Genomic DNA, 14785 nt, shown 5'->3' on the forward strand with positions numbered 1-14785 from the left:
TTTTACATTATACATTGTCCTATATTTATAAAATGACAGTAGGTTTGCTGGAATAAAATAAATAAACATGGCAAAAGTATTTACTTCAAATGGAACTTGGAATAATGGTGTTTTTATTATCCGCATAGCGGTGGCTTTTTATATATTCAGACATTCTCTAGAATTATTTGATATACATATACTCATTAAGTTTCTGACGGAAATAAATTTTCCGTTTCCAGTTTTTTCTGGATACGCTGCCAAAATCATTGAGTTTGCAGGCTCAATATTACTTGCTGTAGGTCTTTTTACTAAATTTATTACACCATTATTAATTACTATAATGGTTGGTGTTATTTATACCATGAGTCAGGGAGATATTTTTAATGGAGAACTTCCTTTTTTATTTGCTTTACATTTTGCTTTATTCTTTTTTATTGGACCGGGAAAATGGAGTTTAGATTATTTACTATTTGATAAAGGAAATAACAAAAAGTTATAATATTTTTTAAAAGACGAATTGAAACAAAATAGGTATTTATGAAAATAAAAAATAAGCTCCTGAAATATATAATTCTATTAACAGCATTCAATAATCAACTTTTTTCACAAGATACTATTAATAAAAAAATTCTTTGGACTACTGATTGGAGTTCTGATGGTAAATTCATGGCTATCGGTGGAAACTTAGACACGTTGAAAATTTATAGCGAAAAGAATTTAAAATCATACAAATCATTTCCAATAAAAAGTACAATAACTCGCATAAAATGGCATCCATTAAAAAACAGTATTGCAGTTGCAACACAACTATCGGAGGATAAATCATGCATCATAAATTTGGATACTGATGAGAGAATTGAATTGAACGGAATTTCACCAGGGGGAGCAAGAGGAATAGATTGGAATTATACAGGTGAATATTTAGTTGTCGCTGACAATGATGGACAAATATTAATTTACAATATGAAAGGTACTTTAATAAGGAGTTTTAAGAATGAAAATAGCAAAGGTGTTACTGCGGCTGATTGGCACCCCAAAAAGAATATATTAATTACTGTTTCAGATAAAATACGGTTATTTGACTTTGAAGGAAATTTGTTAAAATCAATTAAACATAGACCTGAAGAAGTGATGTTGTTGAGTGTTGCTTGGCACAAATCGGGTTCTTTTTTTGTTACAGGTGACTATGGTGACAAACAAGATAAATCATTACTTCAATATTGGAATGAACAAGCAGAACTCTTAAGGTCAATTGATATTAGCAAAGGTGAATACAGAAATTTAACATGGAATACAAAAGGAAACAGATTAGCAACAGCTAGTGATGCATTGAGAGTTTGGAATAGTAAGGGCAAACTTATTTCAGAAGGAAACTCGAAAGACTATTTATGGGGTGTTTCTTGGAATAAACAAGGAAACAGAATTATTACATCAAGTCTGGAACAAAATATAATACTTTGGAATGATAAAGCCGAAAAAATATTATTAATAGAATAAAAGTAGTTGCCGACACATATTTCAAGCAATTTATAAGTTTGATGTATTTTTAAATTATAAAAACAACACAATGAGAGTAAAATTACATTGTCAAGACTCATTTATTCTTTATTACACCTTTTTGATCATTGTAATAATCTCTTGTAATAATAAAAGTCAACCATATGAGGGGAATAATATAGTAAACTCTTAAAAAAGTATTCAACACCTTGATATAGAAATCAACACCGTAAAGTTAAAATACACAATAGGAGTTCGTTCAAGTTTGGAAGATAGTAAAAGTAATACTTGGTTTGGTAGTTTTAATGAAGGTGTATGTTTGCTTCATAATGGGGAGCTTCAATATTTTACAATAGAAAACGGATTGAGCAACAATCAGTAAGGAATACATCGGATTTGGGCAATGGCATTGTACAGTGACGTTGGATGTACGATAGCATTCCAAAAGAACCTAACGGGACTCGAACCAATTTTCCTTGAAAATACTGACAGTTGTGCTCTATTTAAAATTAAACAACATTCTTCGAATCACAAAAAAGCCTGAGAAATCTAGATTTCTCAGGCTTTTAATTTTTACTAGTAGCCCTAAAGGGACAATTTTCGAACCATTTTCTGGATGATTTAAAAATATTGAAATGGGGAAAATGATACTGATTCTTAAAGTGTTAAAAATAAGAAAGAAGCAAGGAGAATATTAAATATAATACAATAGTTGTATATTTGTAAAATGAGACCAAAAGTCAACATAGTGGACGTTTTTCCTAAATATTTATTTTGGGATATGGATTATAGTGAGCTTGATATTGAAAAAGATAAAGCTGTTATAATTCCAAGGGCATTGTATGCCACTACTTCGGAAACTTTCGAAGCAGATATTCAGCTTCTAGAAAGGCTCTATACTTCTTCTGATATTGTAAAATATCTAAAACAGACAAAAGAGAATATAAGTAATAAGGTATGTCTGAGTGTTGCTGATCGATATCACGTGAAGCCTTTTCAGCGTTTTGTACTGCCAATTTAATATCCTTTATAAATGAATGCTGTGTCTTCGGAAATATTAAAAACTATTTTGGAATTGCAGAGTTTGCCTTCACTCAGAATTTGCCTTGGGAGGAGGGACCAATCTTGCTATGCAGTATAATCATAGAGTATCTGATGATATTGATTTATTTTGTCCCGATATAATTGGAAGAAGAGGTTTTAATAGAATAAAAGATGAAGTGTCAATGTTTTATGGTGATAAAGCTATTCGATTTGATAATCCCTGTGATATTGACGACCAGTTTGTTTTTATGAGATTTTTTATTGTGATTTCCAAAGAAACAGTTTTAAAAGTTGAACTTCTTCAAAATATGAAGAACCTTTATCCAATTGAAATTAAAGAAGGTATTCGGTTATTGTCAAAGCTGGATATTGGATTGTTCAAATTGGTCAGTGCAGCAAATCGTGCGACAAAAAAAGATATTTACGATCTTGATTTTATAACAAATGAAATTCCTTTGGTAAAACTCTATGATGAATTAAAAATAAAAATATCCAGATACAGTAACGAAAAAGACAGGACTATTTTTGATTTAGATAAAAACCAGTCTCCAATTGATAATCCTCAACTTCTTTTAAAATTTGATGATGTTCAAGATTCAATGAAAATGCCCTCTCATTCGCATGATAATCTACATATCGTAGGAGAAAATAAACAATGGGTAGTATCAAAAATTGAATGGAGAAGTAAGGTAAGGGGATTATATTCACATTTAGGCTTGACTTTTCCAAGGCCTAGGGGAATGAGAATCAGATAAAAGTTTAGGGGATAAATTTTATGAAGTCCGGGAGCTTACAATCTCATATGTTGATTTCAAATGAAAATAAAATTATTAGCTAAAGTAGAGAAGTTGGAGAGGTGTTTTTCTTATATCTATTATATTGTTTTTTTGTAGTTTCCCGTGGTTAAGCCAAGAACCTGTGTTTTCGGCGACGGGTATGATTTCGACGAATATTGAAGCGTGCACGTAGCCGGGATACTTCGGACAGTATTGAACTTTTAGAAATGTTTTTTGTTCTTAGAAGATTCGAAGAAGTGCTATTTTGGAAAAATTAAAGCACTATTTTTTGTAAATCGAGAATTTCGATGATTATCAACAATGAAATATTAACCGCATTAATTCACTGCAATTATAAAGCCTATTTAAAAGGTTTGAATTCTCAGTCCTTAAAAACTGATTTTGAAAATGTTATAGATGAACTACGGAATATTAAAAAACAAAATTACATTGATAAAAATTCGATAAAGCAAGAGTTTAAGGGACAATTATTCAAGGATAAAAATCATTATGAGGTAAACCAAATTTACATAGATACAGTATTTAGCAAAAACAAAATAAACATTAAGGTGGATGGATTGTATTTTGACGAAAAGAAGATGTATGTTATTCTAATTAGTCCGTTAGAAAAAGTAACTAAACTAGATAAGTTAACTGTTGCACTTCAATCATATTTCATTGAGTCTGAATTTAAACTGAAGATTGATTTCGTTAAAATAGTGTTTGGAAAACAATTTAAAGAAGCAAAATTAAAACTCTCCAATTTTCAAAAGGAAATAAGCAAAATTATCTCTTTACTAAGAAATCTTGAAAATGCAGTTAATCCACCAGTTTTTTATAAAAATACGCATTGTCAAGTTTGTGAATTCAGTAAAGATTGTCTTGATAAGCTTCGTGAGAGAGATGACTTGAGTCTTTTAGGTAATTTGAAAGAAAAAGAGATACAACTGAAAAATAATAGGGGTATTTTTTCTGTGAAACAATTATCATATATATTTAGGGCTAAAAAAAATCCATATATCAAGAGAAAATTTTTACCAGAATTAAAAGCATTAGCGATTCGGGAACAAAAAACGTATATCCTTGAGAGTGTTGATTTGGAAAAACATGATATTGAGGTGTTTATAGATTTTGAAGGTATTCCCGACAGAAGTATAAATTATCTAATTGGTTTAATTATAAGAAATGGTGATATAGAAAATAAATATTCATTTTGGGCTAATACTGAAGAAGAAGAAACTAATATTTTTATCGAATTAATTAAGGTACTAAAACCTTTCAAAAACTTTGTGTTGTACCATTATGGCACTTATGAAATTCAGGGATTAAAAAGGATTTTAAAAAAGATGAGTCCTGAAGACCAGAATTACATTAACACCTTAATTGACAATTCATTTAATCTTTTAACTATTTTTACTAATTGCATTTATCCACCAACTTATACCAATAGCCTTAAAGATATTGCTCATTTTTTAAATTTTGAATGGTCAGATAAAAATGCATCAGGTTTACAAAGTATTTTTTGGAGATATAGTTGGGAGCTTGATAATCAAGCTAGCTATAAGGATAAATTAATTAGATATAATATTGAAGATTGTACAGCCCTAAAAGTTATAAAAGATTGGATTTGTAGTATTCCTGAACTCGATAATGAAAATTTTGAAGATGTTAAAAATTTTAAAAAAAAATCTGTGTATAAGTGGGAGAGAGCAAATTTTCTAGTTCCAGATTTTCAAATTATTAATAGTTATGCTTATTTTAATTACCAAAGGGAAAAAGTTCTAATAAAGACTTATCCTAAAATTGGATTGCAAAAGACCACTAGAACTAAGTCAATAATTTCACTGCGACCAAATAAGATTATTACTTCTCAACGTCCTAAAAAATGTGAATCGTGTAATTGTGAAAAAATGTATAGACACAGCATTGAAGATAGGACAGTTGTAGATTTAAAAATAACGAAAACAGGAATTAGCAGAATTATTATTCTCTATAAAAATGCAAGATACAAATGTGATAATTGTAAGAAAATAGTAAGGCCCACAGATGAGTTTAACATCAGAAGCAAATATGGACTTCAATTACAGAATTGGATTATCAATCAAATGATTCAATACCGAATTAGTTACAATAAGATTTCTGAACAATTAAAAGAAAGTTTTGATATTGATTTTATCCATAGCAATATAATGCGCACTAAAGTGCAATTTGCAAACAAGTATAAAACAACATTCAATGAAATTATCAATATAGTTAAGAGTAGTTCTGTTATTCATATTGACGAAACAGTTTTTCATATCAGGAATGAATCTTGTTACGTATGGGTATTCACAAATATTGATGCTGTTTTTTATTTATTTAGACCAACTCGAGAAGCGGACTTTTTAAAAGAATTTTTATGTGATTTTAATGGCGTTCTGATTAGTGATTTTTATGCGGGTTATGACGCAATGAAATGTGCAAAACAAAGATGTTTAATTCATTTAATACGGGATCTAAATGACGATTTGGTTAAGAATCAATTTGACGTTAGTTTTAGAGTTATAGTGATGAATTTTTCCAAATTATTAACCAATATTACAACTACAATTAACAAATTTGGGTTGAAGAAAAGAAATTTAAATAAGCATAAAAAGGAAGTTGATTTTTTTTTCAAAATGTTGAATAAAACTGATTTTGAAACAAATATTTGTTTAAAATGGAAAAAAAGATTTAACTCAACTAGAAACGAACTTTTTACTTTTTTAAATTATGATGGAGTACCTTGGAATAATAACAATGCAGAAGCAGCTATAAAAGCCGTTGCATTGTATCGTAGGGAGTATGATGGTTTGCCGACAAAAAAAGGGATTCAAGATTATCTCACTCTTTTAAGTATTCAGCAAACGTGTAAATATCAAGGGGTGAATTTTTTTGAATTTCTAAGTTCGGGAAAAATAAGTATTTATGATATGTGAAAAAATAAAATTTTTTAGACAATGTATCGTATAAAATTTGTGGTTTAATAGAAAATCTATGATTTTAGTGAAAGAAAAATAATCATATATTGTATTATCTCGTCAAAGAAATCAAGTTTAGATTGCAGAAGTATTAAAGTTAAATTAGTATTGTCATCTCGTTTTTTAACTTAACGGGACTCGAACCAATTTTCCTTGAAAACACTGATAGTTTTGTGTTCTTTTTAAAATTAAACAAAATTTATCGAACCACAAAAAAGCCTGGTAAATCAAGATTTATCAGGCTTTTACTTTGTCTTAGTAGCGGGAACAGGACTCGAACCTGTGTCCGCCGAGGCGGATATGAGTCCAACATTTTAGATTTTAAAATAAAAAAAAACAACATCTTTTTTAAGTGGTGTTTTCTCTTAGTAGCGGGAACAGGACTCGAACCTGTGTCCGCCGTGGCGGATATGAGCCCGACGAGCTAAATTTTAGAAATAAGATTTTTAATGAATTCTCTTCCAACTCCGGTTTTTAAATATTTTTCTCTTTTCATAGCTTCGGATTTTGAATTAAAAAATTCAATATAAATTACTTGCCAAGGTCTATATTTTGGAGTATAGCCTTTTGTTTCGAGAAAATTATGAGATTTAAATCGTTCAATTAAATTGGAAGTAAAGCCAGTATAAGTTTTCTTGAATTTTTCTGAATAAAGAATATAGACAATAAATTCATCCATAAATGCAAGGTGATATAAACAAAAAAAAACACCATCTTTTTCAGGTGGTGTTTTTCTCTTAGTAGCGGGAACAGGACTCGAACCTGTGACCTTCGGGTTATGAGCCCGACGAGCTGCCTACTGCTCTATCCCGCGATGTTTCGGGTGCAAAGATACGCCGATTTTTAAGAAATCCAACGAAAACTTTAAAAAATGTTTTATTTTCTGTATTGAGTTGATATGACTACCTTTGCAAATTAAATAATACACAAATGTCACATAAAGCAGGTTTTGTAAACATCATCGGGAATCCAAACGTTGGAAAATCAACATTGATGAACGCCTTTGTTGGAGAAAGATTATCCATCATTACATCAAAAGCACAAACAACTCGTCATCGTATTCTTGGAATCGTGAATGGTGAGGATTTTCAACTTATATTATCGGATACTCCCGGAATCATCAAACCAGCCTATGAGATGCAGGAATCGATGATGAACTTTGTAAAGTCAGCTTTTGAAGATGCTGATATACTAGTTTATATGGTCGAAATAGGAGAGCAGGATTTAAAAGATGAAGCTTTCTTTAATAAAATCATCCATGCAAAAATTCCGGTTTTATTATTGTTGAATAAAATCGACAACTCAAATCAGGAACAATTAGAAGAGCAAGTAGCATTCTGGACTGCAAAAGTGCCAAATGCTGAAATTTTCCCAATCTCGGCTTTACAGAATTTTAATGTACCGGAAGTTTTTGGAAGAATTATCGAATTGTTGCCAGAATCTCCTGCCTATTATCCAAAAGATCAGTTAACTGACAAACCGGAACGTTTTTTCGTAAACGAAACGATTCGTGAAAAAATCTTATTGAATTACAGTAAAGAGATTCCATATGCGGTTGAAATCGTAACGGAGGAATTTTTTGAAGACGAAAACATTATCAGAATCCGTTCGATCATTATGGTAGAGCGCGAAACGCAAAAAGGAATCATTATTGGACATAAAGGTGCAGCTCTGAAAAAAGTAGGAACTGAGGCTCGTGCTGATCTTGAGAAATTCTTTGGAAAACAAATTCATATTGAGTTGGTTGTAAAAGTGAATAAAAACTGGAGAAGCAACGCCAATATGTTGAAACGTTTTGGTTATAACCAATAAATTTTCCAAAACTTCAAAATAGTAATTTATGCAGGTTTCAACGAAGTATTCAATACCAATATGTTGCGGACTTATATTGATTGTGGGTATAAATTACTTTTTTGGTTCGAAGGAAAAAGCGCTTCCAGCTCAACCTGAAATCAAAAAAACGCAAGCTATTGTGCAAAAAGACTCTGTAGTTTTTGATACAACGGCGTGTTCTGATAAAGAGGTAAGATTGTTTTTAAGTGAATTCATAAAGCAATTCAATACCAATAAAGCTGCGAATATTAATAAGTTTATTGATAAAAACGATGGATTGGCCATATTTGTAAAAGATGGTTATTATCCTATTTTAAGTTTTCCGAATAAAATTGATGACTGGATTGAATGGTTTGATTTTAAAATCTATGATAATGTAGAATTTGGAAAATTTCCTGAATATCTGGGTGATGGAGAATTTAAAAAGACGGGTTTTTATTATGTGAATTATCAAAATAAATTCCGTCTGGATGATTTTGATGATACGTATAGTAATCGGTCAGATGAAGATAAAAAGCCTTTTCGAAAGCTTGAAAAAATATGCAATTACAGAGCCGATGTAATGTCTAAAGATAAAAGCAGGGTTTTGACATTGTACTTTGGTATTTATAAAAACAACAAACATTTGGTGGGTATTACTCAGGATGTTGTAGATGATGTTTTGTACACAGACCCGGAAAAAGAGTTTGTGCCAATAGATACAGAAGCGCAAGTCGAAGAATTTTTATCGCATAACAGAAGGTTTTGTGATGCAGAGAATAAGGCATACGTTGATTTTGATAAAAAAGAACTGATTTACTGGGATTTTGGCGATAAACCTTTTCCATTTAGTAATTATAAAATAGGTCCTGTAAATGTTATTTCGGGAAAAATTAAAATTCGGGATATTAAGTTTTTTAATTCAGAGGAAGAGGAAGGATTTACTTTGAAGTTGTCTAATAAAGGTGATTTTAGTTCTTACAGAATGGGAGCGAGACCTCAATATATTTATGAAAAGTGTAAATAATTGAAAAACAATTATTAAAAATCAAGAAGGTTAAAGGTTTGTAATCAGGTTGATAAAAGGATTTTTAGATAATACAAAATTATAATTTTTGATATTGACTGAAGTTCTTGTAAGTCTGAAGCCCTAGCCCTGATAGAAGTGGAAATCCTTTTGTGGCGCTTCTTTAGCGACACAAGAGATTGTAACGGATAGCAGGAAACAGGAAACAGCTCCTGAAAAACAGGCTGAAATAATAAGAAAAATAATAAAAAACTTAGGTACTTAGAAACTTAGCGACTTAGTCACTTTTTTAACTACCTTTGCAAAAAATTAAAATAAAGCATTTTGGATAACAAGTGATTAGGTTTTTAAATCTAAAATTTGGAATCTAAAATCTAAAATTCAAAAAAATGAATAACATTGTTGCGATAGTAGGAAGACCTAATGTAGGGAAATCAACCCTTTTTAATAGGCTGATACAAAGAAGAGAAGCTATTGTAGATTCGGTTTCTGGAGTTACCAGGGATAGAAACTACGGTAAAAGCGAGTGGAACGGAAAAGAGTTTTCTGTAATTGATACCGGTGGATATGTTCGCGGTTCTGATGACGTATTTGAAGGTGAAATTCGTAAACAAGTAGAGCTTGCTATCGATGAGGCTGATGTTATTATTTTTGTAGTTGATGTAGAAGAAGGTATTACACCAATGGATGAAACGGTGGCGAAATTGTTGCGTAAAGTAACTAAGCCTGTTTTATTGGCTGTAAATAAAGTAGATAACGCAATGCGTGAGAAAGATGCAATTGAATTTTATAATCTTGGTTTAGGAGATTATTTTACCTTTGCAAGTATTTCGGGTAGCGGAACAGGAGATTTATTAGATGCATTAATCGATGCTTTTCCTGAAAAAGAACCAGTTGAAGAAGTGGCTGAATTGCCTCGTTTTGCAGTTGTAGGACGTCCAAATGCTGGTAAATCTAGTTTTATTAACGCACTTATTGGTAAAGACAGATATATTGTAACGGATATCGCGGGTACAACTCGTGATGCAATTGATACTAAATTTGACCGTTTTGGTTTTGAATTTAATTTAGTAGATACTGCGGGAATCCGTCGTAAAGCAAAAGTTAAGGAAGATTTAGAGTTTTACTCAGTAATGCGTTCTGTTCGTGCAATTGAACACGCAGATATTTGTATCTTGGTTATCGATGCAACCCGTGGATTTGAAGGTCAGGATCAAAGTATTTTCTGGCTGGCAGAGAAAAACCGTAAAGGTGTTGTAATTCTGGTAAACAAATGGGATTTGGTAGAAAAAGATACCATGTCGACTCGTGATTACGAAGAGAAAATCAAAAAAGAATTAATGCCTTTTACTGATGTGCCAATTTTGTTCGTTTCGGCTTTAACGAAACAACGTTTATTAAAAGCATTAGAAGCTACGGTTACTGTTTTTGAAAACAGAAAACAAAGAATCCCAACTTCTAAATTCAACGAATTTATGTTGAAGGTGATCGAAGCTTATCCGCCGCCAGCAACAAAAGGTAAATATGTAAAAATTAAATATTGTATGCAGTTGCCAACTCAAACGCCTCAGTTTGTGTTTTTTGCCAATATGCCACAATATGTTAAGGAACCATATAAGAGATATCTTGAAAATAAAATTAGAGAAAATTGGGACTTTTCAGGAGTGCCGATTGATATTTATATCAGAGAAAAATAAAAGTAAAAGTCCTCAGAAATGGGGACTTTTTTTATGCATTTTATCATTCGAAAAAGTTTTTGTTGGCTTTAATGGCACACTGTTTGAACAAATGTTGAACTTGCCATTAAACCATTTGACGCTATTGGGGTCTAACTATTTCTAACCAACCATTTTATGACCAAAATTTATTATTTTATACTTTTTTCTCTCTTTTGTTATTCGGCAAGTGCCCAGAACGACATTGTTATTAAAGGAACCGTTGTCGATATTAATACGCAATTACCGCTGGAACTGGCAACAGTTTATTTTACAACCGTAAAGGATTCGACTGTAATTGAATATGCTACAACCGATAAAAACGGATCTTTTAGCATTAAAACCAAAAAATACGATAAGCCTGTTTTTCTAAAAGTAAACTATATGGGCTATCAGCCTTATTTTGAAGAAGAAAAAGGACTTCTTGAAAGCAAAGATTTTGGCAAATTGTATTTGCTAGAGGCTGCAAATGCTTTAGATAACGTGGTTATAAAAAGTGAAGCTCCGCCTATTACCATCAAAAAAGATACTCTGGAGTTTAATGCCGCTTCGTATAAAGTACGGCCAGATTCGAATGTAGAAACGTTGCTGAAACAATTGCCTGGTTTTGATGTAGGTACTGATGGAAAAGTAACTGTAAACGGGCGGGAAGTAAACCAGGTTTTGGTAAACGGAAAAACTTTTTTTGATAAAGAAGGTGCCATTGCTTTAAAGAATCTTCCGGCAGAAATTATCAAAAAAATTCAGGTTTCTGATTTTAAAACCAAAAAAGAAGAACTTTCTAAGCAGGAATCGACTTCGGATTATTCGAGCATCAATATCACCATTGACGAAAAGAAAAACAAGGGGTATTTTGGGAAAATTCTGGGAGGATATGGATCTGATGATCGATATGAAAGCAGTTTGCTTTTGAATTTTTTCAATAACAAACAAAAAATAAGTGTTTTGGCATCATCTAATAATATTAATTCTACCGGTTTTGCGATGGATGAGGTATTTGATAATATGGGAGGCGGCCGAAACGCAAAAGGGAATAGTGGCGGCTCCGGCGGTGGTAAAGGTATTACGCAATCTAATTTGGTAGGGCTTAATTATTCTGATGACTGGACCGAAAAATTGATGGCAATGGGAAGTTATAATTTTTCGAATTCCATTAATAATAACGATAGTAAATCTGATCAGGTTAGTTTTTTGCCAACCGGAAATATTGCCACTTCATCTGATTCTAAGACAAGAAATGAAAGTACAGGAAATAACGCAAATTTTGAATTAGAATATAAAATTAATCCGTCAACTCGATTGGTGATTTCTCCAAAAGTGAATCAATCCCGATCGGATACTAATACGTCTTCGTCAAGTTTCTCTGAAGATGAAAACGGAAACTCTCTGAATGAAAGCACTGCTAAATCCTATTCAGAAAGTACAAATACGAGTTTAGGAAACACGATAAACTTCAATAAATCTTTTAAGAAAGAGGCTCGTAATTTTAATCTTTTCTTTGATGGTAATAGTACCAATACAGACTCTGAAGCACAAAATCTCTCTCAAACTATTTTTTATCAGGATAGCAAACCCAATGATGATAGAAATCAGAAAAGTATAAACAATAATAGCAACGACACTTATTCGCTTGCGCTTGAATATACAGAACCGGTAACAGATTCTTTAAGAATAAGATTTGGATCTAATTTTGATTGGAGCAAAGAAATAAAAGATGCAAAAACATTCGATTTTGATGGAGGAACACAATCGTATTCAGATCTTAATGAATCGTTGACCAATTATACAACATCAAAACAAAATTCGTTCAGTCCGAAAATTGGAATAACCTGGCAAAAGAGTAAATATACAGTCAACCTGAATTCGAGCACAGCCATTGTAGAGTTTGATAATCATTCATTATATCTTGATAAAGCAACTGATTTAAACAAACGATATGCATTGCCGTACGGAGATTTTCAGATACGATATAAGTTTAGCCGTTCTAAGAATTTATCATTCAAATACAATTATTCAAATACGCTTCCTACAGCGGTTCAGTTACTGCCGGTTCTCAATTTAACCAATCCGTTAAATACCATAACAGGAAATCCTAATTTGAATCCTATCGAAAAAAATAGCGCTAATTTTAGTTTTAGAAATTATGATTTCCGCACACGTTCCGGTTATAATTTGTTTGTAAAAGGAGATTATTATAATAACGACGTAGTTTCTACTTCGATTTATGATGATAGCGGAAAAAGAACTACAACTTATGTGAATATTTCAGGAACTTATATCGCGACAATTGGAGGAAATTGGAATCAGTCAATAAAGAGAGATGCCCATGTTTTACGCTATGGTTTTGGGTTAAACGGTAGTTATGCCTTCGATAAAGGTTTTACAAATGCAGTTTTGTACAATGCAAAATCTACCGCTGTAACGCCAAAAGTAAATTTGACTTACGAATACGGGGAACTTCTTATTATTTCGCCATCTTATAGTTTATCGTACAATCAGACCAATTATGAAAATTCGTCAAGAGCTGCCAGTTCGAATGTAGTGCACCGAATCAATTTGCAAACCACTAGTTATTGGCCGGAGAATTTAATTTTCGGAAATGATTTTGGATATACTTATAATTCCAGTATTTCGAGCAATTTCAAAAAAGATTTTTATTTATGGAATACCAGTTTGTCTTATGGATTTTTCGATAAAAAAGTCTACGCCAAAGTAAAAGTGTATGATGTTTTAAATCAAAATCAAAGCGCTACCAGAACGATCTCTGCAACGTCTATTCGTGATGAAGAAAATACCGTACTGAAGCGTTACGTAATGTTTTCTGTAAGTTATAAAATAGGAAATTTTGCAGGTGCCGAAAAAGGAGGGAAGAGAAGGCAGAGGATGGATTAATTAAGGTTCAAAGTGGCAGAGGTTCAAAGGGACAAAGAATTTTACGTAGAGACGCACAGCAGTGCGTCTTTTTTTATAGCTGCAGATTTGCTTCGCTTGTTTGCTATTGCCTGGCTTACGGATGGAACTGGTTTTGCCTGAGTTTTTTGTAATGGAATTTGGAATTTTTATATTGATTTTTCTTTCTAAATCCTTGGTTTCCGATTAATTCTGTGATAGACCGTAAAACGAATAATATCACGATCATAAAAATCAATTCCGCTGGAACGTCTTTGAAAACTTTTTAGATAACCTAATTCAAGTCCAATATTGGGGTTGAAATGATAACGTAATGCAGCATAAATTCGATTTTGATCGAAAGTATTTTTTTTATTGTCTTTTCCGAAATTGAACATCACTTCGTCAGAAATTGTTCCCTTTAGGCTTTGTCTTTCTTTTTTCCAAAGATCAAATGTTGCTTGTAATCTGTATCTAAATCGATACGCAAAAGAAAAATCATCCAATAATGCTGTTTTATTTGCTTTTTGAATGAAACGTTCTTCGAGCTGAAAACGGTTATGAAAAGTAACTTTAGCAATATCATTAATAAAGGTAACATCTTGCTGAGCACGATACTCAGGAATAGAATAATCAGGATCAATGTGAGGATCTTGTGTATTCACATTAAAATAAGCGAAACCGCTGCCCAGATCAATGTTTTTATGAACCCGGTATCTTCCCTGAATTCTTAGAGCAAATAAATTTTCATTAACGGGATTCAAAAAACTTCTGTTGTCAATCTCAGAATGAATGGCCCATTTTTCGGTGACAGGTAAAATATTGTAATATCTTATCCAGATTAAGGTTTGCTGGTCAGTATTTTTTATACTTTGTGCAGATAAAAAAGGAGTGATGAAAACTAAAAAAACTAATAATTGGAGAACTTTCATTCTTTATATAAATTCAAGCTGCGAATATATACAAATCAGGAGAGATCTATCCCGTATTAAAACTTGTTTTAAATGCTATTTTGTTATTTCATTGCATAAAAAAACGAGATAG

The 14785-nt window shown here is 31.8% G+C and carries 10 protein-coding genes, 1 tRNA gene and 1 pseudogene; 9 read left to right on the forward strand and 3 right to left on the reverse strand.

From position 1 onward, the window contains the following. Positions 1 to 67: 67 nt before the first annotated feature. From FLACOL7796_RS19135 to tnpC, 5 genes and pseudogenes are all read left to right on the forward strand, one after another. Positions 68 to 481: a DoxX family protein gene (locus FLACOL7796_RS19135; RefSeq protein ID WP_173972405.1), complete on the forward strand. Its 414-nt coding sequence runs from the start codon at positions 68 to 70 to the stop codon at positions 479 to 481. Positions 482 to 519: 38 nt separating this feature from the next. After that, positions 520 to 1479 (forward strand): WD40 repeat domain-containing protein, encoded by a 960-nt coding sequence (locus FLACOL7796_RS19140; RefSeq protein WP_173972406.1) that lies wholly within the window; start codon positions 520 to 522, stop codon positions 1477 to 1479. A 727-nt stretch (positions 1480 to 2206) separates the two neighbouring features. After that, the gene (locus tag FLACOL7796_RS19145; protein WP_173972407.1) at positions 2207 to 2500 is read left to right on the forward strand and encodes a DUF6922 domain-containing protein; all 294 of its coding nucleotides are present in this window, start codon (positions 2207 to 2209) and stop codon (positions 2498 to 2500) included. 79 nt (positions 2501 to 2579) lie between these two features. Then, a pseudogene (locus FLACOL7796_RS19150) lies at positions 2580 to 3278 on the forward strand (nucleotidyl transferase AbiEii/AbiGii toxin family protein); the annotation flags it as partial. Between the two features lie 329 nt (positions 3279 to 3607). Continuing rightward, complete coding sequence (gene tnpC / locus FLACOL7796_RS19155) at positions 3608 to 6256, forward strand: IS66 family transposase (RefSeq protein WP_173972409.1); 2649 nt, start codon at positions 3608 to 3610, stop codon at positions 6254 to 6256. Positions 6257 to 6722: 466 nt separating this feature from the next. Here the strand turns inward: tnpC and FLACOL7796_RS19160 are convergent, their stop codons facing one another. Further along, positions 6723 to 6977, reverse strand: coding sequence for a GIY-YIG nuclease family protein (locus FLACOL7796_RS19160; RefSeq protein ID WP_173972410.1), 255 nt, complete (start codon positions 6975 to 6977; stop codon positions 6723 to 6725). A 62-nt stretch (positions 6978 to 7039) separates the two neighbouring features. Further along, positions 7040 to 7112: transfer RNA gene (locus tag FLACOL7796_RS19165), tRNA-Met, on the reverse strand. Between the two features lie 116 nt (positions 7113 to 7228). Between FLACOL7796_RS19165 and era the strand changes: the two genes are divergently transcribed. The 4 genes from era (at position 7229) to FLACOL7796_RS19185 (ending at position 13744) form a co-directional block, all read left to right on the forward strand. Beyond that, a complete protein-coding gene (gene era, locus FLACOL7796_RS19170; RefSeq protein WP_041517423.1) occupies positions 7229 to 8110 on the forward strand; it encodes a GTPase Era in 882 nt (293 codons plus the stop codon). Positions 8111 to 8138: 28 nt separating this feature from the next. Then, on the forward strand, positions 8139 to 9137 hold the full coding sequence (locus FLACOL7796_RS19175) for a hypothetical protein (protein ID WP_173972411.1): 999 nt from the start codon (positions 8139 to 8141) through the stop codon (positions 9135 to 9137). Between the two features lie 389 nt (positions 9138 to 9526). Continuing rightward, a complete protein-coding gene (gene der / locus FLACOL7796_RS19180; RefSeq protein WP_173972412.1) occupies positions 9527 to 10834 on the forward strand; it encodes a ribosome biogenesis GTPase Der in 1308 nt (435 codons plus the stop codon). Positions 10835 to 10990: 156 nt separating this feature from the next. Continuing rightward, positions 10991 to 13744, forward strand: coding sequence for an outer membrane beta-barrel protein (locus FLACOL7796_RS19185; protein WP_173972413.1), 2754 nt, complete (start codon positions 10991 to 10993; stop codon positions 13742 to 13744). Between the two features lie 185 nt (positions 13745 to 13929). Here the strand turns inward: FLACOL7796_RS19185 and FLACOL7796_RS19190 are convergent, their stop codons facing one another. Next, positions 13930 to 14673, reverse strand: a complete 744-nt coding sequence (locus FLACOL7796_RS19190) for a DUF2490 domain-containing protein (protein WP_173972414.1) — start codon at positions 14671 to 14673, stop codon at positions 13930 to 13932. Between the last annotated feature and the right edge of the window lie 112 nt (positions 14674 to 14785).

It is taken from the genome of Flavobacterium bizetiae, assembly GCF_902804475.1.
In the GTDB taxonomy this organism is placed as follows: Bacteria; Bacteroidota; Bacteroidia; order Flavobacteriales; family Flavobacteriaceae; genus Flavobacterium; species Flavobacterium bizetiae.